The organism is Bacillus sp. ISL-55, assembly GCF_018613155.1.
Taxonomy (GTDB): domain Bacteria; phylum Bacillota; class Bacilli; order Bacillales; family Cytobacillaceae; genus Mesobacillus.
The window spans coordinates 60,347-84,727 of sequence record NZ_JAGGQU010000001.1 but is presented as its reverse complement, the minus strand read 5'-3'; the positions used below and the strand labels follow the sequence as shown (position 1 = coordinate 84,727).

The 24,381-nt window shown below is 42.3% G+C and carries 28 protein-coding genes; all 28 read right to left on the bottom strand.

Annotated elements, in window-relative coordinates; all coding sequences use genetic code 11:
- Nucleotides 1-9 precede the first annotated feature (9 nt).
- Nucleotides 10-771 carry a FliA/WhiG family RNA polymerase sigma factor gene (locus J7E32_RS00430; RefSeq protein ID WP_214902058.1) on the bottom strand — a complete coding sequence of 254 codons (762 nt, stop codon included), beginning with the start codon at nucleotides 769-771 and terminating at the stop codon, nucleotides 10-12.
- A 62-nt stretch (nucleotides 772-833) separates the two neighbouring features.
- Nucleotides 834-1,331 carry a chemotaxis protein CheD gene (locus J7E32_RS00425; protein WP_214902056.1) on the bottom strand — a complete coding sequence of 166 codons (498 nt, stop codon included), beginning with the start codon at nucleotides 1,329-1,331 and terminating at the stop codon, nucleotides 834-836.
- Nucleotides 1,324-1,965: a chemotaxis protein CheC gene (locus tag J7E32_RS00420; protein WP_214902054.1), complete on the bottom strand. Its 642-nt coding sequence runs from the start codon at nucleotides 1,963-1,965 to the stop codon at nucleotides 1,324-1,326. The genes J7E32_RS00425 and J7E32_RS00420 overlap by 8 nt, the downstream gene beginning before the upstream one ends.
- A gap of 17 nt (nucleotides 1,966-1,982) precedes the next feature.
- The gene (locus tag J7E32_RS00415) at nucleotides 1,983-2,438 is read right to left on the bottom strand and encodes a chemotaxis protein CheW (protein ID WP_483297587.1); all 456 of its coding nucleotides are present in this window, start codon (nucleotides 2,436-2,438) and stop codon (nucleotides 1,983-1,985) included.
- A 45-nt stretch (nucleotides 2,439-2,483) separates the two neighbouring features.
- Nucleotides 2,484-4,541: a chemotaxis protein CheA gene (locus tag J7E32_RS00410; RefSeq protein ID WP_214902050.1), complete on the bottom strand. Its 2,058-nt coding sequence runs from the start codon at nucleotides 4,539-4,541 to the stop codon at nucleotides 2,484-2,486.
- A gap of 19 nt (nucleotides 4,542-4,560) precedes the next feature.
- The gene (locus tag J7E32_RS00405; protein WP_214902048.1) at nucleotides 4,561-5,649 is read right to left on the bottom strand and encodes a protein-glutamate methylesterase/protein-glutamine glutaminase; all 1,089 of its coding nucleotides are present in this window, start codon (nucleotides 5,647-5,649) and stop codon (nucleotides 4,561-4,563) included.
- Nucleotides 5,650-5,656: 7 nt separating this feature from the next.
- A complete protein-coding gene (locus J7E32_RS00400) occupies nucleotides 5,657-6,523 on the bottom strand; it encodes a MinD/ParA family protein (protein ID WP_214902046.1) in 867 nt (288 codons plus the stop codon).
- Complete coding sequence (gene flhF, locus J7E32_RS00395) at nucleotides 6,516-7,691, bottom strand: flagellar biosynthesis GTPase FlhF (RefSeq protein ID WP_214902044.1); 1,176 nt, start codon at nucleotides 7,689-7,691, stop codon at nucleotides 6,516-6,518. The genes J7E32_RS00400 and flhF overlap by 8 nt, the downstream gene beginning before the upstream one ends.
- Nucleotides 7,688-9,724: a flagellar biosynthesis protein FlhA gene (gene flhA / locus J7E32_RS00390; protein ID WP_214902042.1), complete on the bottom strand. Its 2,037-nt coding sequence runs from the start codon at nucleotides 9,722-9,724 to the stop codon at nucleotides 7,688-7,690. The genes flhF and flhA overlap by 4 nt, the downstream gene beginning before the upstream one ends.
- 34 nt (nucleotides 9,725-9,758) lie before the next feature.
- Nucleotides 9,759-10,844, bottom strand: coding sequence for a flagellar biosynthesis protein FlhB (gene flhB, locus J7E32_RS00385; RefSeq protein WP_214902039.1), 1,086 nt, complete (start codon nucleotides 10,842-10,844; stop codon nucleotides 9,759-9,761).
- Nucleotides 10,845-11,621 carry a flagellar biosynthetic protein FliR gene (gene fliR, locus J7E32_RS00380; protein ID WP_214902036.1) on the bottom strand — a complete coding sequence of 259 codons (777 nt, stop codon included), beginning with the start codon at nucleotides 11,619-11,621 and terminating at the stop codon, nucleotides 10,845-10,847.
- 4 nt (nucleotides 11,622-11,625) lie between these two features.
- The gene (fliQ, locus tag J7E32_RS00375) at nucleotides 11,626-11,895 is read right to left on the bottom strand and encodes a flagellar biosynthesis protein FliQ (protein ID WP_214902580.1); all 270 of its coding nucleotides are present in this window, start codon (nucleotides 11,893-11,895) and stop codon (nucleotides 11,626-11,628) included.
- Between the two features lie 14 nt (nucleotides 11,896-11,909).
- A complete protein-coding gene (gene fliP / locus J7E32_RS00370) occupies nucleotides 11,910-12,575 on the bottom strand; it encodes a flagellar type III secretion system pore protein FliP (RefSeq protein WP_214902033.1) in 666 nt (221 codons plus the stop codon).
- Complete coding sequence (locus J7E32_RS00365; protein ID WP_483297586.1) at nucleotides 12,568-13,236, bottom strand: flagellar biosynthetic protein FliO; 669 nt, start codon at nucleotides 13,234-13,236, stop codon at nucleotides 12,568-12,570. Before J7E32_RS00365 ends, fliP begins: the two co-directional genes overlap by 8 nt.
- Before the next feature lie 21 nt (nucleotides 13,237-13,257).
- Nucleotides 13,258-13,620: a response regulator gene (locus J7E32_RS00360; RefSeq protein ID WP_041967240.1), complete on the bottom strand. Its 363-nt coding sequence runs from the start codon at nucleotides 13,618-13,620 to the stop codon at nucleotides 13,258-13,260.
- A gap of 18 nt (nucleotides 13,621-13,638) precedes the next feature.
- On the bottom strand, nucleotides 13,639-14,907 hold the full coding sequence (gene fliY, locus J7E32_RS00355) for a flagellar motor switch phosphatase FliY (protein WP_214902576.1): 1,269 nt from the start codon (nucleotides 14,905-14,907) through the stop codon (nucleotides 13,639-13,641).
- On the bottom strand, nucleotides 14,894-15,895 hold the full coding sequence (fliM, locus tag J7E32_RS00350) for a flagellar motor switch protein FliM (RefSeq protein WP_214902023.1): 1,002 nt from the start codon (nucleotides 15,893-15,895) through the stop codon (nucleotides 14,894-14,896). The genes fliY and fliM overlap by 14 nt, the downstream gene beginning before the upstream one ends.
- A 42-nt stretch (nucleotides 15,896-15,937) precedes the next feature.
- Nucleotides 15,938-16,366 carry a flagellar basal body-associated protein FliL gene (gene fliL / locus J7E32_RS00345; protein ID WP_214902020.1) on the bottom strand — a complete coding sequence of 143 codons (429 nt, stop codon included), beginning with the start codon at nucleotides 16,364-16,366 and terminating at the stop codon, nucleotides 15,938-15,940.
- Nucleotides 16,356-16,577, bottom strand: coding sequence for a flagellar FlbD family protein (locus tag J7E32_RS00340; protein ID WP_214902017.1), 222 nt, complete (start codon nucleotides 16,575-16,577; stop codon nucleotides 16,356-16,358). Before J7E32_RS00340 ends, fliL begins: the two co-directional genes overlap by 11 nt.
- A gap of 55 nt (nucleotides 16,578-16,632) precedes the next feature.
- Complete coding sequence (locus tag J7E32_RS00335; protein WP_214902014.1) at nucleotides 16,633-17,856, bottom strand: flagellar hook protein FlgE; 1,224 nt, start codon at nucleotides 17,854-17,856, stop codon at nucleotides 16,633-16,635.
- Between the two features lie 82 nt (nucleotides 17,857-17,938).
- Nucleotides 17,939-18,328, bottom strand: coding sequence for a TIGR02530 family flagellar biosynthesis protein (locus J7E32_RS00330; protein ID WP_214902011.1), 390 nt, complete (start codon nucleotides 18,326-18,328; stop codon nucleotides 17,939-17,941).
- A gap of 17 nt (nucleotides 18,329-18,345) precedes the next feature.
- Nucleotides 18,346-18,975, bottom strand: a complete 630-nt coding sequence (gene flgD, locus J7E32_RS00325; RefSeq protein ID WP_214902008.1) for a flagellar hook assembly protein FlgD — start codon at nucleotides 18,973-18,975, stop codon at nucleotides 18,346-18,348.
- A 10-nt stretch (nucleotides 18,976-18,985) separates the two neighbouring features.
- Nucleotides 18,986-20,212, bottom strand: a complete 1,227-nt coding sequence (locus J7E32_RS00320; RefSeq protein WP_214902007.1) for a flagellar hook-length control protein FliK — start codon at nucleotides 20,210-20,212, stop codon at nucleotides 18,986-18,988.
- A gap of 29 nt (nucleotides 20,213-20,241) precedes the next feature.
- Complete coding sequence (locus tag J7E32_RS23145; protein WP_353653998.1) at nucleotides 20,242-20,829, bottom strand: MotE family protein; 588 nt, start codon at nucleotides 20,827-20,829, stop codon at nucleotides 20,242-20,244.
- A gap of 5 nt (nucleotides 20,830-20,834) precedes the next feature.
- A complete protein-coding gene (gene fliJ / locus J7E32_RS00310) occupies nucleotides 20,835-21,281 on the bottom strand; it encodes a flagellar export protein FliJ (RefSeq protein ID WP_214901995.1) in 447 nt (148 codons plus the stop codon).
- Nucleotides 21,282-21,288: 7 nt separating this feature from the next.
- Nucleotides 21,289-22,602, bottom strand: a complete 1,314-nt coding sequence (gene fliI, locus J7E32_RS00305) for a flagellar protein export ATPase FliI (RefSeq protein ID WP_214901992.1) — start codon at nucleotides 22,600-22,602, stop codon at nucleotides 21,289-21,291.
- Complete coding sequence (fliH, locus tag J7E32_RS00300) at nucleotides 22,602-23,372, bottom strand: flagellar assembly protein FliH (RefSeq protein WP_286182522.1); 771 nt, start codon at nucleotides 23,370-23,372, stop codon at nucleotides 22,602-22,604. Before fliH ends, fliI begins: the two co-directional genes overlap by 1 nt.
- A complete protein-coding gene (gene fliG, locus J7E32_RS00295) occupies nucleotides 23,356-24,372 on the bottom strand; it encodes a flagellar motor switch protein FliG (protein WP_023614895.1) in 1,017 nt (338 codons plus the stop codon). Before fliG ends, fliH begins: the two co-directional genes overlap by 17 nt.
- Nucleotides 24,373-24,381 lie beyond the last annotated feature (9 nt).

The window sequence follows — 24,381 nt, the reverse complement described above, 5'->3', positions numbered from 1 at the left end:
TGCCTTCTGTTAAGCTGTCTCTAACCATTTTCTCAGTTTAAATATCGCTTTTGAATGAATTTGTGAGATCCTCGATGTAGATAAATTCATGACTTGTCCAATCTCTGTCAGTGTTAATTCTTCTTTATAAAACAAGCTCAATACAAGTTGTTCTTTATCATTTAATTTTGAAACTTTTTCAGCAATCTCTTCCAGCAATTCAGACTTAATGAGTTTATCTTCAGGAATTTCAGCCTTTTCATCCTTGATCACAAATGACTGGTTATCGCGTTCATCATTTTCACTTGGGTGTTCATCTATGGATAATACATTCGCAAAAAAATGTTCATTTATTGTTGTGTAAATTTCTGTTTCATCCATGTTCAGTTCTCTGGCAATTTCTTCGGTGGTCGCATTCCTCATAAACCGCTGTTCAAGTCTCTCAATCGCTGCATCAATTTTTTTGGCCTTTTCCCGGGTACTTCTTGGCAGCCAGTCTTCCTTTCTTAATCCATCCAGTATCGCACCGCGAATTCGAAATGAAGAATATGTATCAAATTTCAGATCCCTGTTTGGATCGAATTTTTCGAGAGCATCATATAAACCAATCATTCCCAGACTTTTTAGATCATCTCTAGACACACTTTTCGGAAGACTCACTGAAATTCTTTGCACATGGTAGGAAACAAGTGGCATATATTTTTTTATCAGCAAATTACCTGCATCCGGATCGCGGAACTGTACCCATTTATCCCATGTTACCTGTTCTTCCGAAGTGGATCCTCGTACCATTGTAATCCTCCTCACGCGCATTACGCATTATTCTTTGAAGCTATCAGATAAATCAACTTCCATTAAATTTCACTATTCCCTTTATTAACAGTCCTGATTTGCATCAAACCGGTTTTTGGGTCGAACTCAATTGTCCTTCCGCTATTCCCGCCTACATCCTGGGCTAAAACCGGAATCCTTAGTTCCTTCAATTCTTGTAAAACTGCTTCCACATTCCTAGGTCCAATTCTCATCATGTCGCTGCTTCCGGAAAACTGGAACATTTGCGCGCCGCCAGCAATCTTCGCTTTTATTCCTGAAGGTCTTGCTCCTGTTTTTACCAATGTATTTAACAGTTCCTTGATGGCAGTATTAGCGAATTTAGCTTTATTCAGCGGCTCCGCACGAGATAAGGATGAATCCGGCAGCATAATATGTGCCATACCCGCGATTTCCCTTGCCTGGTCATACAATACCACACCAACACAGGAACCAAGACCCGTAGTCCGTATTGAATCCGGAACCTTGACGATATTCATATCAGCAATGCCAACTTTGATGATTTCTGCTGTTTTATGCATCAACCCTTACTCCTAATGCTGAAAAAATGATATGGAACGAATCCGGATCTGGCAATAGAAAGAAATGGCCATTGACACTGTCAGGAAGCTGGGCTTCTTCTTCATCCAAAGCCGTATCGATTACGATTGCATAATCACTCACCTGAGACAATTCCAGCAGCCCGAAACTGATGACTGCTCCTACCATATCTATACTTAAAGCCGGCACTGAAGGGTACAGGCTCAGTTTTGTGAAATCCGAAAGAGAAGATAAATATGACCCTGATAAAATATTGCCTAATTCCTGGAGAGCGGATAATGCCAGTTCATTATCATGTTCTTCGGAAAACGAGAATGATTGGTTTTTTGTAAGTTGTCCGATATATTTCTCCGCCTGTGGAAGCGGAAGGATAAAGAACATGCTCCCTGGAGCATCGCCCTCTAGCCGAAGAAAAACACTTGCCACCACATTGTCAGGTCCGCCGGCAAGGTCCATCACTTCGTCAAAGGATACGACCCTGACACTGGGAACTTTCATATCAATTTTTTTATCCAATAAAGTTGATAAAGCCGTTGCAGCATGTCCTGCCCCAATATTTCCTACCTCTTTTAATATATCAAGGTGAATGTCCGAAATGCTTTTTAGAAAAGTCATAGTTATATTCCCTTCACTTACAAAGCTTTAACTTCATCAGACTCAAGGATTTTGTTCAAATCTATTAAAATCAACAGCCTCTTATCCAGATTGGCTACTCCATCAATAAAACCTTCAGCTGCTATCCCCACGACTTCAGGCGGTGGTTCGATCGAGCTTGTTGGGATATCAATAACATCATTTGCGCCGTCTACAATCAGTCCTACTTCTTTATCTTCTACAGAAACAATGATTACACGGGTACCTTCGTTGTATGCTTGTTCCCCCATACCAAACCTGACGCGCAAATCCAAAAGCGGAGTCACTACTCCCCGGAGGTTCATTACCCCTTTTACAAAAGGATTTGTATGAGGGACCCTTGTGATATGCATGATTTTTTCAATAGATTTCACCTGGCTTACTGGAACACCATACTCTTTATCATTCAGCTGGAACACGATTACTTTCAAGTCTGAAACCAGATTTTCAGCCATTTTCATCACTCCTAAAATATCATCATCATTGAATTAAGCAGGAACCTATTTTATTAAGGCATTGCAATCCACTATTAAAGCTACTTGCCCATCTCCGAGGATCGTAGCTCCGGAAATCGCAAATACATTCGTTAAATAATTCCCTAGTGATTTAAGGACTACTTCTTGCTGGCCGATGAATGAATCTACAATCAAACCAGCCATTTTATCTCCTTTGCGAACGATAATGACAGAGTGGAATTGATCATCAGCCTGCTCTGACGGTACCTCGAAGATATCCTTTAAGAACAGCAGCGGTACGACCTTGCCTCTAAAATCAATCACCTTTTGATTATGCGCATTCATGATGTCAGTGTCTTTGATTATGGCTGTCTCAATGATCGAAGACAAAGGAATAGCAAATTTTTCTTTCTGGATTTCGACTAACATCACAGAGATGATCGATAATGTCAGCGGAAGCTGAATCGAGAAAATGGTTCCCTCATTTTCCTTTGAATCGATAGAGATTGATCCTCCCAATGACTCGATTGTATTCTTTACAACATCCAATCCTACCCCGCGTCCGGAAATATCGGATATTGTATCAGCGGTAGAGAAGCCAGATGAAAGAATTAATTCATACGCCTGTTTGTCAGTAAAGCCAGAAGCGGATTGCTCGGTAATGATTCCCTTGCTGATTGCCTTCTTTAAAACTTTATCCCTGTTGATTCCAGCTCCATCATCTTCAATTTCAATGAACACATGATTTCCGCTGTGGAACGCACGAAGTATGACAGTACCCTCTTCATTCTTGCCCTTTGCCCTGCGCACTTCAGGTGATTCAATTCCATGGTCAACAGAGTTTCTCAATAAATGTACAAGCGGATCGCCAATTTCATCAATTACAGTGCGGTCCAATTCAGTTTCAGCACCAACGATTTCCAGGTTGATCTTTTTATTTAAGTCTCTCGCTAATTGACGGATCATTCTTGGGAAACGGTTGAATACCGTTTCAACCTGGACCATCCGCATATTCAGGATGATATTTTGCAGGTCACCGGAGATCCTTGACATTCTTTCGACTGTTTCAGTAAGCTCGCTATTTTCGAGGTCTTTGGAAATCTGCTCTAGTCTGCCGCGGTCGATTACAAGCTCTTCGAATAAATTCATTAAAATATCAAGACGCTCAATGTTTACCCTTATTGTTTTACTGCTGTTAGTTTGCTGTTTGACATTGCCTTTTTTATCTATAACCGGAGAAACTTCAGATGCACTCGATTGTGATTGATCAAGGGCAGGAGAATTGGATTCGCCTGGAGCTCTTGAAGTATCCACCGCTTCAATAGTTTCTTCATTCATTTTGTCATCAAATTCTAAGGATCTTAAGTCAGTTTTGACAACTTCAGACACCTTCATGATCATGCCTTTAATATCCTCTGGATTATCTTTTGAGACAATTGTTACAGTAAATTCATGGTCAAATTGTTCTTCCTCCAGCTGCTCTACTGATGGGTTGGTTTTGATTACTTCTCCAAGCTTCTCCAGTACCTCAAACACCATATAGACCCGAGCAGCTTTCAATAAGCAATCTTCGCGCAGAGCGATGGCGATTTCATAAACACCGAATCCTTGTTCTTTGGACTGTTTTAATACGGTCAATTCAAATTCATCATAGTGGGATTCTTGATTGGCTTCTAAAACTGCTGTAGCAGCTACCTCATTCTTGGCAGAACCTGAGAGAGGTTCCCCTTTTTCAATCAATTTCAACTTTTCGACTGTTTCGGAAACATCCTTTTTGCCATCGCCCCCGGACGCGATTGACTGAACCATATCTTCTAGGTGGTCGACAGCCATGAAAATAACATCGACAATTTCTGGTGTTGTTGTCAATCTGTTATTGCGGATTGCATCCAATACATTTTCCATTTGGTGAGTAAGACTTGCCAGATCCTCGTAACCCATTGTCGCTGACATCCCTTTAAGAGTATGGGCTGATCTGAAGATTTCATTTATGATCGATAAATCCTGTGGGTTCTTCTCTAATTCCAACAACTGTTCATTGCAGGCCTGTAAATGTTCTTTACTTTCTTCAATAAAGACTTCAAGATATTGATTCAATTCCATGTGCTCAGCACCTCCGGCCTCATATATAATTCATGATTGATTGAGCAATGTTTTCTACATTCGCAACCTCATCAACCATGTTCGTTGCAATCGCTGCTTTCGGCATCCCGAAAACGATTGAAGTCTCCTGCGATTCGGCAATCGCTTTAACTGTGCCGCTTTTTTTCATCTCAACCAGTCCCTTGGAGCCATCTGAACCCATTCCTGTCATGATGACAGCAATTTTAGAGTAGTTCTTGACGCTGCTGACGGACTCGAACATCACATCGACTGAAGGTCGATGGCCATTTCGCGGCGGTGATAGGCTAAGGCTGACTGCCAGCGTTGATCCTAAATTCTTAACCTCCATATGAAATCCACCTGGAGCTATATAAGCCGTCCCTTTTTGTAAAAGCTCTCCATCTTCCGCTTCCTTGACTGTTATCTGGCTTAAGGAATCAAGTCGATTGGCAAGGGACTTTGTAAAACCAGGCGGCATATGCTGGACGACAAGTACAGGTACATCAATATCTTTTGGCAATGAAGTTATAACCTGCTGCAATGCCCGCGGGCCCCCGGTAGATGTTCCAATGCAGACAATCTTTTTGGATTCACGGGTAAAGCCCCTGGTTGTTACATGCCGAACTTCCTTGATCTCTGAACCTATTGAACTCTTTTGCTTCTTTCCAACAGATTGGGAGTCTTCAAGAAAGTTTATTTTGGATAAGTTGGCTTTACTGGCTGATAAAACCTTCTGGATTAACTCCGTTTTGATTTTATGTAAATCAATAGAAATGGAGCCTGATGGCTTTGCCACAAAATCCACAGCTCCGGCTTGAATCGCCTGCAAAGTCGTGTCAGCGCCTTCTTTCGTAGTGCTTGAAAGCATCACAACCGGAAGCGGCTGCTCTTTCATAATCGTTTTCAAAACTTCTAACCCGTTCAATTTTGGCATTTCGACATCAAGTGTAATAACATCCGGACGTAATTCCCGCCATTTTTTAATGGCATCCTCTCCGTTACGAGCTGCGCCAATAACATCAATCTCTGGATGTTCTGATAGAAAGTCGTTGATCAGCTTACGCATGAAAGCCGAATCATCTACGATGAGAACTCTAATTTTTGCCACTCGACCACTACCTTTCGAAAAGGAATTGTTTTAATCTTGCTGTAAAACTCCTGTTATCTCTCTTTTCGGCATTGTAGCTCTCTTTATTGATATATTTTTCGATAATTGCTGCCATTCCTTTAGAAGCTTGTGACCTTTCATTGAACAATGTGAATGGTATTTGGCGTTTCACAGCTTCTTGAACCGTTTTATCATCTGGCAGAATCCCAAGCTTGGTAGGCGTCCTGCCCAGAAATTTAACAAGAACATCCTCGAGCCTTGCCATCGTTTCATTGCCCTCTTTGTCAGAACCCGCCCTGTTGACCACTAAATAGAAAGGCAATTCTGAATCTGCAAGATGGATGTATTTCATAGTGGCATATGCATCCATTAATGAAGTTGGTTCAGTCGTAGTAATTACGAATATCTCGTTGACAGACAGCAGGATTGATAAAGTTTCTTCGTTCAATCCTGCCCCCATATCAAAAATAAGATAATCATACTTTCTTAGTACCTCACTTAAGCTGGAAATGAAATATTCGACGCTATCACGGTCCATCCTGACCAACTGGCTTAAACCTGTACCGCCTGAAATATATTCAACGCCATGCGGCCCTTGAAAAATAACTTCCTCCATCGATGATTTACCTGAAAGAAAATCGGCAATGGAGAGCGAAGAATTTTTACCCATTAAGATCTCGATATTCCCCATTCCGATATCAAGATCAAACAGCAATACCTTATAGCCCTTTTTGGCCAGAGAAATCGAGAAGTTAAGTGAAAAATTCGATTTTCCGACTCCACCCTTGCCGCTGACCACAGCAAGAGTTTTCGCTTCCTTCGCTGGAGTATCCATTTTAAGACGGTTTCTTAATTTTTCTGCCTGGTCATTCATAGCTTCTTGCTCCAAGAATAGTATTTGCAATCATTTCAGGATTTGCCTCGATCAGGTCATCTGGCACATCTTGTCCATTGGTCAGATAGGCAATTCCAGTCGAGAACTTTATTGCCATATTAAGCATCGACCCGTAAACCGCCGTTTCATCCAATTTAGTAAAAATGAATTGATCAATATGAATCAGCGAAAATTGCCTGCGTATTTCTTCCATATCTTTTTGTTTCGCCGTCAAAGCGAGGACAAGGTAAGTTTCCATGTCCTTACCAAAATCAATCACATTTTTCAAATCGTTTACATATTTTTGATTTCTGAAATTCCGTCCTGCTGTATCAATAAAGACAAGGTCATACTCAGCGAATTTATCTGTTGCAGCCTTGAAATCATCCAGGTTGTAGCAAACTTCAATTGGGACATCGAGGATCTTTGCATATGTTTTCAACTGCTCAATTGCCGCAATTCGATAGGTGTCTGTCGTAATAAAAGCCACCTTCTTCTGGTGCTTCAATACACATTCAGCAGCAACCTTTGCCAGTGTTGTCGTTTTCCCTACTCCAGTCGGCCCAATAACATTGACGAACTTCTTTTTAAAAGAAACACCTTCAAATGAAAGGGGAGAAAGCCTGTGTCCAATAGCTGTGCCAATCCATTCAGTGATTTCCTCCTCGCTTGCTTTCGCTCCGCCGAGGTACCACTTTTCAAGAAGGACTGCAGCCAATTCATCAATGATTTCGTGGTCTACTTCCTGATCTCTCAAGCATTGTATTTGCCTGCTCACCGGTTCTGGCAAAGAGACTCCTTCTGTTTTACCCGTTCCCTTTAACATTTCCTTAAGCTGTGAAATTTCTTTTAAAAGATCCCTGTCGGCTTTTGGAGGTGTTACCGTTATAGGATTCATCCTTCCAGACTGTGAGTCCTTTTTAGCTTCGTCATCTTTTAAGGACGGCTTATATTTATTAGGTTTATCCATACTTGCAGGCTTTTGGCTTGCTTCAGTGTCCGGGTCAATGGCGGCAATTACCTCAATGCTATTTTTCTTGAAATATCCCATGAACCCTCCTGTCTGGATGACACGAGAATTCAAGATTACTGCATCACTTCCAAGTTCCCCTCTGACTAGTTTCATTGCTTCCGGCATGGATGAAGCTGTATACTTTTTCACTTTCATTCTACATTCACCACTCCGACACTTTGGACTTCAACATTTGCTTCAAGTTCGTTATAAGACAATACTGGAATCTGTGCAAAATACCTTTCAGTCAACTGGCGCACATACATCCTGACCGCAGGGGAGCATAAAATAATCGGTGTTTGTTCCATTATGCTCAATTGTTCAACCTGGTTTGCCACCGATTCCAAAATCCCTTGAGAAACGGCGGGATCAAGAGATAAGTAGTTACCGTGCTCAGTTTGCTGAACACCATCTGCAATGACCTTTTCCACTCGCCCTGATAGTGTAATCACCTTTAAGGTTTCTCCATTTCGCGAATACTGGTTCGTGATTTGTCTAGCAAGCGCCTGGCGAACGTATTCAGCAAGGATGTCTGTATCTGTTGTTACTTTTCCGTAATCTGCAAGTGTTTCAAAGATAATCGGCAGATTCCTGATTGATACATTCTCCTTAAGCAGCTTGCCAAGTACTTTTTGGATTTCACCAACAGATAACGGATTAGGTGTTGCTTCCTCGACAAGGATCGGGTAGCTTTCACGCAGGTGATCGATCAGCTGCTTCGTTTCCTGTCTTCCCAGCAGTTCATGGGCATTAGCCTTGATTACTTCAGTAATATGGGTCGACACAACCGAAGGCGGGTCGACAACAGTGTAGCCGAAGATTTCAGCCTGTTCCTTCATTTCTTCCGTAATCCACTTAGCAGGCAACCCGAAGCTTGGTTCGATTGTATCGATTCCTTCAATTGAATCATCATCAATGCCAGGGCTCATTGCCAGATAATGATCGAGAAGCAACTCTCCTCTCGCCATTTCGTTTCCTTTGATTTTCAGTCTGTATTCATTCGGCTGGAGCTGGATATTGTCCCGGATCCTGACGACTGGAATGACCAGGCCAAGCTCAATCGCCAGCTGCCTTCTGATCATGACAATCCGGTCAAGCAGGTCTCCTCCCTGGTTAGCGTCTGCAAGCGGGATCAGCCCATACCCGAATTCAAACTCAATCGGATCAACATTCAATAGATTGACAACACTTTCAGGACTTTTCATCTCGTCCATCTGAATGTCTTCTTCCATTTCCTGCAGCTGCTGCTTATCAGGCTCTGGAACTCGGGAGAATGAGTACCCGCCAAAAGCCATCAATGCCGCAATCGGAATCGTAAGCATATCGTGGATTGGCGTAAACAGCCCCAACAGGAAAATCGTTGCTGCTCCGACATACAGCATTTTAGGATAAGCAAGTAACTGTGAGGTAATATCTATTCCAAGATTCCCGTCAGAAGCAGCTCGAGTAACCACTATACCCGTCGCTGTCGAAATCAACAGTGCAGGGATTTGACTGACAATTCCATCTCCTACAGTCAGTAGTGAGAATTTTTGAGCCGAATCGCCAATACTTAACCCTAATTGAGTCATGCCGATGACAATTCCGAAGATCAAGTTAATCAGGACGATAATGATTCCCGCTATCGCGTCTCCTTTTACGAATTTACTCGCACCATCCATCGCGCCGTAAAAATCGGCTTCACGGCTTACTTTTTCGCGTCGTTCACGCGCCTGCTGTTCGGAAATCATCCCGGCATTCAAATCAGCATCGATACTCATTTGCTTACCAGGCATCGCATCAAGTGTAAACCTTGCTGCAACCTCTGATACACGCTCGGAACCTTTCGTGATGACGATGAATTGGATAATGATCAATATCAGGAACACAACCATACCGACAACCACATTCCCTCCGACAACGAAGGTACCGAAAGTCTCAACCACCCCGCCGGCTTCACCTTTTGACAAAATTGAACGGGTTGTCGATACATTCAGGCCAAGCCTGAATAAAGTTAACAACAGCAGCAGTGAAGGAAAAACAGAAAACTGGAGCGGCTCGGTCATATTCATTGTGTTCAAAAGCACCAGAAGTGCAATTGAGATGTTTACCATGATTAGTATACTTAATAGCCATGGCGGAAAAGGAATGATCAACATTGCTACGATTAATATGACACTAAGCAGGACGGACAGATCTCTTGCTGACATAGTACTTCTCTCCTAAACACTGCATACCTAAGAATTACAGCACTTTATTTTTTGTTTGATACACATAGGCCAGGATTTCTGCCACCGCTTTGAAAAATTCTTCAGGAATGGCATCCCCGATTTCAGCCTGGCTGTATAAAGCTCTTGCCAAGGGACGGTTCTCGACAGATATAATATCATTTTCCTTGGCAATCAATTTAATCTTCTGTGCGACAAAGTCGACACCCTTTGCTACAACAATCGGAGCATCGGACTTCTGTTCGTCATACTTTAACGCGATCGCAAAATGGGTCGGGTTTGTAATGACCACATCCGCTTTTGGGACTTCTTGCATCATCCGCCGCATTGCCATCTCTCTTTGCTTCTGCTTGATTTTTGACTTGATCAGAGGGTCACCTTCGATATTTTTATACTCATCCTTCATGTCTTGCTTTGACATGCGGATACTTTTCTCATAATCATATTTTTGGTAAAGATAGTCCAATAATGATAGAAATAGCAATGCTCCGGAAGCAAAAAGGCCCATTTGGAGCGTCAGCCCGGCAATTGTCGCCAATGCAGCACCAACACTCTTATTTGCGAGCAGCAGGACTTCGTCCAATCTCAGCCACAGAACTGAGAAAGCAATCACTCCTACAAAGGTGATTTTGAGGATTGATTTTAGCAATTCTACAATAGCCCTCATGGAAAAGATTCTCTTGAAGCCGCTGATCGGATTGATTTTTTCAAGTTTCATTTGTATGGCTTCAGTAGAAAACATATAGCCAACCTGGATGTAGTTGGCAGCCACCCCTGCGATCAACGCAACAATCATGACAGGGCCTAGGAAGATGACCAGTTCACCCAATATTTCGATTACAATGGATTCAATGTTCGTTGCTGTCAAATCCATCAACATATAATTTTGCAAGGAATGGCGAAGAATTCCGATAAGCCCCTCCATCATCACACTGCCAAAAAACATCAAAAACAAAAACACAGCAAGGAGAACAATAGCTGTATTGACATCCTGGCTTTTGGCAACCTGTCCTTTTTTCCGTGCGTCCTGTCTCTTTTTGGGAGTCGCTTTTTCTGTCTTCTCGCCCGCAAAGAATTGCAGGTCTAACCTTAAAAATTCCATTTAAGCTCCTCCGATCAATTCCATCAACCCTCTCATAGTTGCAAGAGTGGTGGAAAACAGATCCGTTATCACCATGATCAGCACACCCATTACCGCAATAAGCACGAGAAAGCTGACAGCAATTTTAACCGGCAATCCGACAACGAATATATTCAACTGCGGGACGGTTCTCGCTACAATCCCCAGCGCAACATCAACCAGGAACAAGCTGCCGACAACCGGCAAGGACATTTGGAAGGCAATAATGAACATTTTGTTAAAAGCCAGGATGATGAATTCTGCAATATTTTCATTCCCAAATGGAATCATCACCTGATCAATCGGGATAAAATCATAACTGTAAAATATTCCGTCCATCAACAAATGATGGCCATTGACTGTCAGCAGAAACAACAGAGCAATCGTATATAAATACTGGCCCATCAGCGGGCTTTGTGCCCCTGTTTGTGGATCGATGACATTCGCAATTGCAAACCCCATTTGAAAATCTATGAATCCCCCTGCTATCTGGATGGCAGCCATCATCAAAGCCGCAATGAAGCCTATGAATAACCCAACCATTGCTTCCTTGATGACCAGCATAAAATACGTGTTGTCTATTGCGATTTCTGGAGCACCTATTGCAGTGAACATGATGATAGAAAGCATGAATCCGAGCCCTACTTTATGTGATGCAGGTATCGTCCGATATGAAAATAAAGGCATCATCAAGAAAAAGGACGTAACCCTTACAAAAATCAGCAGGAATGCCGGAAACGACGGAATAAAATCTAGCATCTCATCAGCCTACAAACCTTGTAAGATTTGAAAATATTTCATTCGCATAGCTCAGCATATAACTTAACATCCACGGACCAAAGAAAACGACTCCGACCAGGACGGCCACAATCTTCGGGACAAAAGCCAGTGTCTGCTCCTGTATTTGCGTTGTTGCCTGAAAAATACTGACAATCAAACCAACTACCAGTGCTAATACCAGCAATGGACCTGAAATCATTAAAACTGTATAAATTCCTCGTTCAGCTATCGAAATAACCGCTTCTGATGTCATTTTCATTCACCTGCTTAAAAACTTTGTAATAATGATTTCACGACTAAATACCATCCATCTACCATGACGAAAAGCAAAATTTTAAATGGGAGTGAAATCATGACTGGCGGCAGCATCATCATCCCCATCGACATCAGGACACTTGCCACAACCATATCGATCACCAGAAAAGGGATAAATATCATAAACCCGATCTGGAATGCTGTTTTGATTTCACTGATGGCAAATGCCGGAACAAGGGCTGTCAGAGGGATATCCTGAACGGATTCAGGCGTATCAGCCTTTGAATATTCAAGAAATAACGCTAAATCCTTCTGCCTTGTATGAGCGCTCATGAATTCCTTGAAAGGAATTGATGCCCTCTCATACGCTTGCTCCAAATTGATTTCTTCATTGAATAAAGGCGTCAGAGCTTGTTCATTCACTTCATGGAAAGTAGGGGCCATGATGAAGAATGACAGGAACATCGCAAGACCGACCAACACTTGGTTGGGCGGCATTTGCTGTGTTGCAAGCGCCGTTCTGACAAAGGAAAGAACGATGATGATCCTTGTAAAACTTGTCATTAAAATCAAGATGCCTGGCGCAATAGAAAGTACAGTCAGCAGGAGCATCAGCTTTACGGATGTCGATACACTCTCAGGAGCACTGCTGTTGAAAAACTCCATAAACTCATTCATCTTTTTCTGACCCTTTCTTTTGCATCTCCTCAAGCATTTTCTTTCTTCCGCTCGCCATATCACTCAGTTGATTCTTCAGTAACGCGGAAAATTCCGAACGCTGATTGCCGTCATCTTTCTTCGCTCTTTTAAGCAACTTTGTCACAATATCGCTTGGCTGTACAAGCTGCTCCATTTTATTGTTATATTCCTGGATGACTTGGCTGTACTCTTCCGGGTCGTCTATTTCTTTTAATAGCTGTATATTTTCTCCCACACCAACAATGAGCAGCTTATTGCCCGCTTTAACAATCTGGACTGACCTGTTAGCGCCAAGGCTTGTGCCTCCGAGATTCTCAACAAGCTGGGAGCTTTTATACATGACGCTCTTCTTATTGATGAATTTGAGGAGAAAGTAAATTAATGCTGCAACAAAGGCGGTAGCAAGGATCATTCTTAGAAAATCAAGGAATCCGACCCCTACCCCGGATTGTTCATCGTCTGATATGTTTGTTGTTGTTTTTTCTGCCTGACCATCATCACACGAATCAGGGTTTTTCAAACAATCCTTCACACTTTTATTTAGCTGCTCTGCGCTCGCCATGCCAATCGGACTGAACAGAGCAGCTAATAAGAAAAGAATTGTCGAGGCAGTTCGGATTAATCTTAACAATTGCCGCACCCTCTAAATAATAAAAGTTCACTAACTCAGTGTTTTGGAAATCGCTTCAATAACGCGGTCTGCCTGGAATGGTTTTACAATGAAATCTTTGGCGCCTGCCTGAATTGCATCAATGACCATCGCTTGCTGGCCCATGGCTGAACACATGATGACCTTTGCGTTCGGATTGATCTTCTTGATTTCCTTTAAAGAAGTGATGCCGTCCATTTCCGGCATTGTGATATCCATTGTGACAAGGTCAGGCTGGAATTCTTTATATTTTTCAAGTGCCTGTGCACCGTCTGCTGCTTCTGCGACAACTTCAAAGCCGTTCTTTGTCAAAATGTCCTTAATCATCATTCTCATGAAAGCCGCATCGTCTACGACTAAAATCTTGTTTGCCATTGGAATTCCTCCTGTAGGTTATTTCAATTTTTTAATGCGATCGCTCTGGCTGATTATATCCGTAACACGGACTCCAAAATTCTCATCAATAACAACTACTTCACCCTGTGCAATCAGGCGATTGTTAACAAGAATATCGACTGGTTCTCCAGCTAGTTTATCTAGTTCGATAATTGAACCCGATCCCAGCTCGAGGATATCCCTGACCGAACGTTTCGTTCTGCCAAGTTCAACTGTGACCTGCAGCGGGATATCAAGCAGCATATCCAGGTTCTTTGTCTCCGCCTGCTGTGTCTGTACTGTCTCAAAACTTGAGAATACTGCTGGCTGAACCGTTGGCTGAGCACCTGGCATCACATTTCCTATATGCTGTGGTGCTGATTGCATTGGCTGTGAATAGCCATGTCCTTGTGGAAATCCCTGATTAGCTTGCTGCTGATAAATTGTCTCTTGATGGCCCTGATATACCGGCTGCTGGACTTGCTGAAATTGAGCGTAGTCCTGATGTTCTTGACTTGCAGTTGCATTATTTATTTCAACCTGATTATTTTGCGGCATAATTGGCGCCTGGGTTTCAGGTAGTGGTGCTGGCGACGGTGATCCACCTGGATTCAATAATTCATCAACCAGACTTTTAGCGAAACTGACGGGCAAAAGCTGCATAATATTCGAATCTATCAAATTGCCAATCTTTAACGAGAATGATACCTTCACCAAAATATCGTCTTCAGGAATTGAATCAGTTCCTTCACCTTCAACGACATTCAACAGATTGATATTCGGAGGTGATATATCGACTCTTTTACTGAATACTGTCGACATCGAGGTTGCAGCAGATCCCATCATCTGGTTCATAGCCTCTTGTACTGCACTCAGCTGAATCTCATCAAGTAAATCCCTTGGGTTCAATCCATCGCCACCCAGCATTAAATCAGCGATAATCGCAGCGTCATTTTGCTGGATCACAAGCATATTGCTGCCGGTAAATCCTTCGGTATAGTATACCTGCACCGCTACATAAGGATCTGGAAAAGCTTCTTCAAGTTTTGACCTGTGCACAGCTGTAACCGTAGGGGTATTAATTTCCACCTTCTGGTTCAATAAAGTTGATAGTGCGGTAGCTGAACTACCGAATGATATATTGCCTATTTCTCCTAACGCATCTCTTTCCATGAAAGAAAAATAGTCATCTACATTTATGGTACTTTCTGTTTCTTCCGCTTCATCAGAGCTTCCTCTTAGAAGCGCATCAATTTCATCTTGAGATAACATGTCATCGCTCACCATCATCGTCTCCCCCCTTAAATGTATCAAACACTTGAATGGCTAACTTTTTGTTGATTTTCCCTGGCTGTCCTACAAATTTAGGGATATCTCCGACTTTTATCAGTAATGGTTTATCAATCTGCTGATTCAATTCAATCACGTCGCCGATCTCAAGCATTAAGAAGTCCTGGATCGATATTTCAGATGAACCAATTTCAGCTGTAATTGATACATCAGCTTTCCGGATTTCACTTTGCAATACTGAATTTTCGATTGGCAAGCTTTGTTTCTTATCGGACTGCATCCAATATTTCACTGACAACTTAGGAATGATTGGTTCAAGGACCACGTGAGGTATACAGATATTGATCATTCCGCTTGCTTCTCCGATCGTGGTATTCAGTGAAATGACCACGACGGTTTCATTTGGCGAAACCATCTGCAAGAACTGCGGATTGATTTCGAATTCTGAAAGCTGCGGATCGATATCAGAAATCGAGCTCCAAGCCTCCCGAAAATTTTCAAAAGCCTTCTCGAACATATTTGACATGATCCTGGTTTCGATTTCAGTCAAGCTATCGACTTTATTATGACTTGTCCCTTTTCCTCCAAGGAGCCTGTCCATCATCGCGTATGCAATATTCGGATTAACCTCCATCAGGATTCTGCCTTCGAGAGGTTCTACATCGAATACATTCAAGATTGTCATCTTGGGAATGGACCGGATGAATTCCTCATATGGAATCTGATCAGCTGACGCGACACTAATATTGACATAGGTCCTTAATTGAGCTGAGAAAAAGGTCGTCAATAGCCGGGCAAAGTTTTCATGAATTCGGGTAAGGCTGCGGATCTGGTCTTTCGAGAAACGCAAAGCTCTTCTAAAATCATAAACTTTAACCCTTTTTTCTACTTGTTCTTTCTTTAATTCATCCGCATCCATTTCTCCTGTTGATAAAGCGGATAACAAAGCATCTATTTCGCTTTGCGATAATACCTCTCCCGACATTCTCTTCACCTCCATGTGGTTACGGTTATTTCATTCATTCTGTTATTGGAGGAGAGAACCCGTTATATAGACCTTATTGATTTTTCCATCCTGCATCAGGTCATTCAGCTTTGTTTTGAGGGTTTCTTCAAGGTTCATCTTGCCTTCCTTGCCTTGCAGCTCTTCCGCCTTTTTCTCGGATAATTCATAAATAATCAGGTTTTTCACCTGAAAATCTCTCTTTTGCAACTCTTCTTTTGCTTTTTTGCCGTCTGTTTCGATTTTAAAAGAAATTTTAATAAAATCATTTGATGCCAGATTCGTTGTGACTTCAGGGATGTCCACCGAAGCTTCCAGCACTTCATCAATGCTTGGTTCTTTTTCGCCATCCCCAGCACTTAGCTTCATAACCGCTACAACTGCAATAGTCCCTACGAGCAATATGGCTACCAGCATGACCGACATAATCATTACCAGCTTATTATTCTTCATGGTTCTGTTCCTCCAACACTCGCCCACCTAGAAGGCCGACACTCTGATAAAATTCCTGGATTAATTTACTTACATCATCTTCACTTTCCCTTACGACATACTTTCGCCCATTGGTTAATGTAATCGTTGTGTCCGGAAAAGCTTCAACCACTTCGATAAATAATGAATTAATTCTAAATGATTTGCCGTTTAATTTAGTTACTTTAATCACAATAATTCACAGGGGGCTAAAAGGATTACCCTTTCAGCCCTGCTCCTCTCCTAGTCTATCGTTTTAAGTTTACGAGCTCCTGGAGGATTTCATCAGATGTTGTAATGATTCTGGTATTTGCCTGGAAACCACGCTGAGCCGTGATCATTTCGGTAAACTCCTCTGAAAGGTCAACATTGGACATTTCAAGCGCCCCTGCCGCTATCGATCCTCTTCCTTCTCCAGCAACATTGATATTGGCTGTACCAGAGTTAACCGATTCCTGGAATGTGTTATTCCCTACTTTTGAAAGTCCTGATGGATTGCTGAATTTAGCCAATGCAAGCTGTCCAAGTGTCAATACTAAACCATTTGAGAATACACCATTTATCTCACCAGTCGATCCAATATTGAAGCTTTCGAGAGCTCCCTGGGTGTTGCCATCAGGGTAGGCGTTAGCGTCCATGCTACCGCCTTCTTTTGTTAAATCCTTGACTGGCATTTGTACAGCCAGTTCTCTGACTCCATTATTCCCGTCATTAACCTTTAATGTAATCGACATATCCGCAGGCGGATTGGCAGGATTATAGTCAGGAATTGTAATTGGCTGATTAACAACATTGGCATTTGGATTGTTAGGGTCCACAGTGATCGACCTATCTATAAAAGATAAATTCCAGGATCCAGCTGCTGCGTTAACAGGAGAGATCTTCAAATCAATTACGTGCTCAATGCCTAGATCATCCACTACTTTGATTTGCTGAAGTAATTCTGAATTGCCCTTAGCATCCTTCGGAAGGTTCCCCTTCATCACTAGCTCAGTCGTCTGTTTTGCAGGCAGCAACGCATTAACATTGACAGTGATATCTTCTAACTGACCAATTTGGTTATAGGATTGCACTTTCATACCTTCACCAGTAACGAGTGTTCCGTTATCATCCAAATAGAAGTTTCCAGCACGTGTATACATCTGGGACTGCCCTTGTTTTACAACAAAATATCCATCGCCTGCAATCGCAAGGTCAAGAGCGCGTCCTGTAGTTTGCAAGCTTGATTGAGTGTCGATCATATCGATGGTCGCAATCGTGGAGCCCAGTCCTACCTGCATTGGGTTCTTTCCGCCCTTATTCTCTGTAGCAGCACTTGCGCCCGAGATGGTTTGATTCATAGTATCTTTAAAAGTAACACGGCCCTTTTTGAAGCCGTATGTATTTACATTGGCAATATTATTTCCAATCACATCAAGTTTTGTTTGGAAGTTTTTCATCCCACTGATTCCTGAGTACATTGAACGAAGCATTATTTAAAACTCCTTTCGATTTGGGGGCTGCTTCAATCAGTCCACAGCCCAGGCCTCCGTGAAGGTCCAGCCTATTTATTTTTTAATTTTCCATAACGATGGTTCCATTTATATTGGTGAATATTTGTTCAGCTGCTTCCTGCCTTCCCATTGCGGTAATGACTGTGTTGTTTTTTGCACTGACAATCAGCGCCGCGTCTTTCAGCAGGACAAGCGAATCACTCACGCCCTTGGCCTTAGCCTGACTAACTTTTTCCTCAATCCTGTTCCAGCGCTCCTGCGATATATTAATTCCACGCTGCTCCAGCCGTGCAGCTGCATGCTTGCTTATTGTTAGTCCATTCTTTGATTGGATAGCACTTTGCAATTGCAAGGAAAAAGGTGTTTGTGTTAATTTATTGGCTTTTACAGGTTTTTGTTGTGTCCTGTTAACAGGCAGTGAATGAATTGGATGAAAGTTTGTTTTATCCATTACATCACTTCCTTACATTATTGAATTTTGGTGATTTGTGAAGAAATGATGCTTGTATTATTTTCATCATCTAGTAAATAAGATGTTTTGCCATTCTTAAATGAAACAGACAGGACATTAGCCGATTTTTCTTGTTTATTTTCATCAAGATAGGTAATTGTTTTCCCAATCAGCATACTCGCCTGCAACATATGATTTTCACTGGACAACTCATTGATTTGGGAGATGTTCGCCGGTTCCAGGGTCGTGCCGTCCTCAAGCACAAAAGAAACGGTGTCTTCCTTGAACTGCACAGAGGCTACCTTCCCATTTCCCTGTTGAACGGTTTCCTCACCATTTACTGATTCAATCTTATGCCATGTGACATCTTTGCCCACAAACTGGCTATAGGAAATCATTTTATTTTGCTGTTCAGCCTGTACAAATCGATCGATTGATTTTCCCATATTCGTTATTTGCTCAAGTGTTGAAAATGTTGCCATTTGGGCTATGAAATCTTTATCCTGCATCGGATTCAAAGGATCCTGATTCTGAAGCTGGGTCATCAGGATTTTCAAGAAATCATCTTTCCCAAGAATATCTGAACCCGCTTTCCTGTCCTTTTGAAGATTCGACAGCAGATAAGAAGAATTAATACTATTCACCATGTTCTGTCTCCTATGCTTCAGTATTTAGCAGTGCTTCTTCGAAGGAAAGGTTAAAATCTCCTTTTTCTTCTTTCTTTTCCTGGTTCCCTCTGTCAGGCTGCCTCTCCTGCTGCTGAGAATCTCGATTCATGAATCGTTCTTGCTGGGCCTGCTGCTGTGTCACTTCAATTCTTTCAACTGAAAGGTTTTGTGCCGCAAAGGCCTGCTTGAGACCATTGATCTGGGATTCCAGCGTTTCTTTTGCCGTGCCAGATGTAGTTATGATTCGGGCCATCATCGTTTGATCCTTTTGGAAAAGCTCTATACGGATACTGCCAAGGTGCTCAGGGAATAATTTTATGAATAGTTTTTGAGTTCCCCCACTGTTCATGAAATGCGATTTTGATAGAATGGATTCAAATTGCTTCATTAATTGTTCAGGTGAAACCGGTCTTTCAGGGCTATTCATCGTTAACATCAATTGCTCAGCCTTTGTCATCTGTGGGAGAAAAGCAACTGTTCCTGCTGGACCGTCCGTCCTTAATCCTGAGCTACTCTCTGTCAAAGTTATTTTTTTTGAGTTTGCAAGGTTTAGATCACTCGCTAACTGGGTAAATCTTTTTTGTAAATATTCCGTGTGAGGATTTGGTTTATTCGTTTCTAAAAGGTTCTTTAATTCCCCACCAAGGTTTTTCAGCGATTCTTTAACAGAATCAGAGCTTTTATATTCGTTCCCATCTGCATACCTAGTCATTAACTCCAATAGCTTTAATGCCTTTAATGTCTGCAAATCATTTTTTTCTAACTTAACCAGTAATTGATTTCCATTTTGGTTGGCGATTCCCGTTATTATTGCCGCTAAGGATGACAACAGCTCATCTTCAGAAGCACTTTCGAAATCAACTTCACTGTTACCGGTCCACTTTTGGATGAAAAGTTTCAAGTCTTCTTTGTTGATTCCAAAATGCGCCAGCGCCTTAATTAATAGATTTTCAGAGTCTGAATTCAATTCATCCAGCAACTTCATTCCATCTTCCATCTCTAAGAGATCTTTTATGTTGATCATTTCCGCTAAGGCACCCAGACTTTCAAGGTTTTTTTCACCCTTCGCAGATTCAGTTGATGGTGTTGACTCTGCCTTTCCGGATAAGACTGTGGACATTATTCCAGCAAAGCTTCCCCCATTTACTGCCTTTTCGGATACTTTATGATTTCCCGTAACAATGGTATTAAAAAATCCAAGACCTCCTATTTCCATTTTCTCACCTCCTCTCAGATTTCGTCAGGCTAATTTCCGTTCGTTTCGTTGGTCAATAATTCTGTATACTTTGCCGCTTCTTCGGCAGGGAGCTTTTCCATTATGGCAGCAAGTGACTCTGGTTTAATGTTTGTCAGAATCTTCACTGCTTCCTCCGTACCCATTTTAGAAATAATCGGAGCGGCACTCTTTGCTGACATCGTTTCATAGGTCTTGACGATTTCCCGGAAGGCTCTCTTGTTTTCCTCCTGAATCGCGGTTAATTCCTCTATTTGCGCTTGCAGCTGTGCTTTTTCCAGTTCCATTCGTTTAAGCTGTGTATCTTTACTGTCGACTTTAGACTGCAATTGTTCCACTTGTGCTTCGCGGTCTTTAATTTCTGCTTCAAGGCTGATGATATTTTTTTCAAATTCATCTATGGAAAGCGGCTTTTCTTCCTTTACATATTGAGATATGAAGGGTAATTTGCCACCGATGTCCTTCGCTGTATCGAAAACATTGATCCCTAGAATCGAGAGCGCAACCAAAGCAATAACAATTGCAAACAAGGTAGGAATTGCTATCACATATAAAAACCATTGAAACCTGTTGCCATCCTGATTTTCTTTTTCCTCCACGCTGATCACCTAATTTCCCGGTTCATGTATTGCTGAATCGAGACTTCGTCCATCATCCTGCTTTCTGCATACTTTTCATCTGCCAGAAATTGTAGATGGTCTTTCTCTTTGATTTTTTCAAACTTCTTTACTTCCTGATTTTTTTCCATAAGCTGTACTTGTTGATAATTCATGATGTTTCTCGCATTCATCACGACTTTCTGATAGTGGGCAATGGATTTTTCAAGATTGCCGATAAACTGTTGATGGTGTCGTATTTCCTGGACCGGCAAACCATCTAGCAGCCGGTCTGATTGAAAGCTCTCAAGATCTTCTTTTTTCTTCAGAAGATGGTAGAGCCTGTCAGCCGCCTCTTCGAACTTTTTCACTGAATCCTGGTATACGACTTGTGCTTCGTCCACTTCTCTCGACTTGAGTGAAAGGATCTTATCAAACTTGAATTGATACCGCATTGATCCATCAACCTTTCCTTACTAACTGCAATAAAGCTTGAACACTTTCATTTATTGAGACTTTTTCATTGGTGCCTTGCTTCAAGAAATCAAGGATTTGAGGGTATCTCATAATCGCTTCATCTATCTCTGCAGATGTACCTTTTTTATATGCACCAATATTAATCAAATCCTCAGCATTGATATAGGTACTTAGTAATTCCCTCAATCTTTCAGCTGCCTTGACATGTTCATCGGCGACAATATTGTTCATGATTCGGCTTATGCTTTTTAACACATTCAATGCAGGGTACTGGCCTTTATTGGCTAAGTCCCTGTCTAATACAAAGTGGCCATCCAGGATTCCCCTTACTGTGTCAGCAATAGGTTCATTCATATCGTCACCATCTACAAGGACGGTATAAAAGCCTGTTATTGATCCAAATTCATTCGTCCCTGTCCTTTCAAGAAGCCTTGAAAGGATGGCGAACACTGAAGGAGTATAGCCTTTCGTGGTAGGAGGTTCTCCAACTGCGAGACCTACTTCACGCTGAGCCATAGCCACACGAGTAACTGAATCCATCATCAGCATGACATTCAATCCTTTATCACGGAAATACTCTGCGATGGCTGTTGCTGTATAGGCTCCTTTGATTCGCATTAATGCAGGCTGGTCTGAGGTGGCAACAACAACTATCGAACGCTTTAGTCCTTCAGGCCCTAGATCACGTTCAATGAACTCTCTGACTTCCCGGCCCCGTTCTCCAATCAACCCAATAACATTCAGGTCTGCTGTAGTATTTCTCGCGATCATTCCCAGCAAAGTACTTTTCCCTACCCCACTGCCGGCAAATATCCCAACACGCTGGCCGCTGCCAACTGTCAGCAGGCTGTCAATCATCCTGACCCCGACTTCTATCGGTTCCGAGATTGGCGGTCTGCTCAAAGGGTTGGGAGGGTCTTGTTCTGTAGGAACTGACGCCAATCCTTTTGGCAGGCTTGATTGATCCAATGGAGCACCTAACGAATCAACGACTTTGCCAATCAAACCCGGGCCTGCTTTAACTTCAAGTGGTTTCATTGTCGTTTCAACGAGACTTCCTGGTGATATATCATGAAGAGATGTATACGGCATCAAAATGACGTTTTCATCTTTGAAACCGACAACCTCCGCCTGGATTCTCCGCTTTTTCTTTGTACCGACATGAATAAAGCAGACATCGCCTATTGAACTTTCAGGCCCTTGTGACTCAATCATCAAGCCGACAACTCTTTTTACACGTCCATAACGTTTAAAACTATCCAGAAAGTCGACATGTTCCAATAAATCTTTGGCCTTCACTATTGTTCACTCTCCAGCATTTCAAACAGCTTATTTTTCATTTCTTCCAATTGGCTGTCTACACTTGCGTCTACCCTGCCATTTTCAGATTCGATGATGCATGATGTCTCCTCAAGGTCGTCATCCGGGTAAATATAGAAATCAATATCCTTTGGAAAGATGGCAATCAGTTCATCCTTTTGATTGAGCAGCTCTTGATAGTATTTCGGATGTACATGAAGCTGAATATCCTTATAATCCCTGGAGTTTTTTAACGCCCTTTTTACCAGGGGAAGGAACGCTTCATCTGCAGCTAGTTTTTCCCCGATGATCTTCCCGGCAATTTTCACTCCAAGATCGAGAATCACCTTTTCTGATGAGTCAATATGATTCTCGTAATCTCTTTTCGATGCATCTACCGTTTCCTGAGCAAACATGATTGTTTGGCGGTACTCTTCATACCCCTGGGTTCTGCCTTCTTGATAGCCTTGTTCAAAGCCCAGCTGCCTGGATTCTTCAGTTAATAAAGACTTTTGCTGATCCCATTCTTGCTGTTCCAGTTGGACTTGCAGCCGAATCTGTTCTGCTTCCTCCATGGCCTTTGACACAATGTTATCCGCCTTAGCCACAGCACCCTCAAGGATCCGCCTTCTTTCATCTTCTGTATGAGTGAAAACCTGTGGGACTTCCTGTTGTTCCGATGATTCCAATACTCTGATAGAGATGACCTTTTTTTCTGCTGGCATGTTACTGGTGTATTGGGATTTGATAAGCCTAGACAATGATATCATCTCCTCCGCCACGGGCAATGACGATTTCACCAGCTTCTTCCAGACGACGGATAATAGCTACAATCCGGGATTGTGCTTCTTCAACATCGCGAAGCCTTACAGGACCCATGAATTCCATTTCATCCTGGAAGGTTTCGACCATACGCTTAGACATATTTTTAAAGACAATTTCTTTCACTTCATCACTTGAAACTTTAAGAGCAAGCATGAGATCTTCGTTTTCACAGTCTCTGATAACACGCTGGATTGCACGGTTATCAAGTGTAACGATATCTTCGAACACGAACATCCGCTTTTTGATTTCCTCTGCAAGCTCTGGGTCCTGGATTTCAAGAGCATCAAGAATCGTGCGTTCGGTTGCACGGTCCACTCCGTTCAACACATCCACTACAGCCTCAATACCGCCAGTTTGCGTATAGTCCTGAGTAACAGTGGCTGAAAGCTTTCTTTCTAGGATTTGCTCAACCTCATTGATAATTTCTGGTGATGTGCTGTCCATTACTGCAATACGGCGTGCAATATCCGCCTGGACATCCTGCGGCAGTTCAGATAAAATCTGGCCTGCTTGTGCTGAATCTAAATAAGAAAGTATAAGTGCAATTGTTTGTGGATGCTCGTTTTGAATGAAATTGAGAATTTGCCCAGCATCCGCTTTCCGAGCGAAATCAAACGGCCTTACTTGCAGGGATGAGGTCAATCTATTGATGATCACAGCAGCCTGATCGGTCCCTAACGCTTTTTCCAACACCGTCTTCGCGTAACCGATTCCACCTTGTGTGATATAATCCTGCGCTAGGGCAATGCTGTGGAACTCTTCCAGAATTTCTTCCTTTGCCAGCGAGTCAACCTTCTTCACACCTGATATTTCAAGTGTAAGCTTCTCGATTTCTTCTTCACTTAAATGCTTATAAACCGAAGCAGAAACATCTGGGCCAAGCGAGATCAGGAGGATTGCTGCCTTCTGTTTTCCTGTTAATTCCTTTTGGTCTTTCCTCACCATTGGTCCTCC

What these genes read in the sequence shown, in the direction of transcription:
- fliY (WP_214902576.1), bottom strand. Translation starts at nt 14,907, where the DNA reads ATGGTGAGCGATGACATGTTATCTCAAGATGAAATTGATGCGCTTCTA.
- J7E32_RS00400 (WP_214902046.1), bottom strand. Translation starts at nt 6,523, where the DNA reads ATGAATGACCAGGCAGAAAAATTAAGAAACCGTCTTAAAATGGATACT.
- J7E32_RS00410 (WP_214902050.1), bottom strand. Translation starts at nt 4,541, where the DNA reads ATGGAATTGAATCAATATCTTGAAGTCTTTATTGAAGAAAGTAAAGAA.
- fliQ (WP_214902580.1), bottom strand. Translation starts at nt 11,895, where the DNA reads ATGACATCAGAAGCGGTTATTTCGATAGCTGAACGAGGAATTTATACA.
- flgD (WP_214902008.1), bottom strand. Translation starts at nt 18,975, where the DNA reads ATGGTGAATAGTATTAATTCTTCTTATCTGCTGTCGAATCTTCAAAAG.
- flhB (WP_214902039.1), bottom strand. Translation starts at nt 10,844, where the DNA reads ATGGAATTTTTAAGGTTAGACCTGCAATTCTTTGCGGGCGAGAAGACA.
- J7E32_RS00360 (WP_041967240.1), bottom strand. Translation starts at nt 13,620, where the DNA reads ATGGCAAACAAGATTTTAGTCGTAGACGATGCGGCTTTCATGAGAATG.
- J7E32_RS00335 (WP_214902014.1), bottom strand. Translation starts at nt 17,856, where the DNA reads ATGCTTCGTTCAATGTACTCAGGAATCAGTGGGATGAAAAACTTCCAA.
- fliM (WP_214902023.1), bottom strand. Translation starts at nt 15,895, where the DNA reads ATGTCGGGAGAGGTATTATCGCAAAGCGAAATAGATGCTTTGTTATCC.
- fliP (WP_214902033.1), bottom strand. Translation starts at nt 12,575, where the DNA reads ATGAATGAGTTTATGGAGTTTTTCAACAGCAGTGCTCCTGAGAGTGTA.
- J7E32_RS00425 (WP_214902056.1), bottom strand. Translation starts at nt 1,331, where the DNA reads ATGCATAAAACAGCAGAAATCATCAAAGTTGGCATTGCTGATATGAAT.
- J7E32_RS00430 (WP_214902058.1), bottom strand. Translation starts at nt 771, where the DNA reads ATGGTACGAGGATCCACTTCGGAAGAACAGGTAACATGGGATAAATGG.
- fliH (WP_286182522.1), bottom strand. Translation starts at nt 23,372, where the DNA reads ATGATATCATTGTCTAGGCTTATCAAATCCCAATACACCAGTAACATG.
- fliJ (WP_214901995.1), bottom strand. Translation starts at nt 21,281, where the DNA reads ATGCGGTATCAATTCAAGTTTGATAAGATCCTTTCACTCAAGTCGAGA.
- fliL (WP_214902020.1), bottom strand. Translation starts at nt 16,366, where the DNA reads ATGAAGAATAATAAGCTGGTAATGATTATGTCGGTCATGCTGGTAGCC.
- J7E32_RS00320 (WP_214902007.1), bottom strand. Translation starts at nt 20,212, where the DNA reads ATGGAAATAGGAGGTCTTGGATTTTTTAATACCATTGTTACGGGAAAT.
- J7E32_RS00415 (WP_483297587.1), bottom strand. Translation starts at nt 2,438, where the DNA reads ATGGCTGAAAATCTGGTTTCAGACTTGAAAGTAATCGTGTTCCAGCTG.
- J7E32_RS00330 (WP_214902011.1), bottom strand. Translation starts at nt 18,328, where the DNA reads ATGGATAAAACAAACTTTCATCCAATTCATTCACTGCCTGTTAACAGG.
- fliG (WP_023614895.1), bottom strand. Translation starts at nt 24,372, where the DNA reads ATGGTGAGGAAAGACCAAAAGGAATTAACAGGAAAACAGAAGGCAGCA.
- flhF (WP_214902044.1), bottom strand. Translation starts at nt 7,691, where the DNA reads ATGAAAGTGAAAAAGTATACAGCTTCATCCATGCCGGAAGCAATGAAA.
- J7E32_RS00420 (WP_214902054.1), bottom strand. Translation starts at nt 1,965, where the DNA reads ATGACTTTTCTAAAAAGCATTTCGGACATTCACCTTGATATATTAAAA.
- flhA (WP_214902042.1), bottom strand. Translation starts at nt 9,724, where the DNA reads ATGTCAGCAAGAGATCTGTCCGTCCTGCTTAGTGTCATATTAATCGTA.
- fliR (WP_214902036.1), bottom strand. Translation starts at nt 11,621, where the DNA reads ATGCTAGATTTTATTCCGTCGTTTCCGGCATTCCTGCTGATTTTTGTA.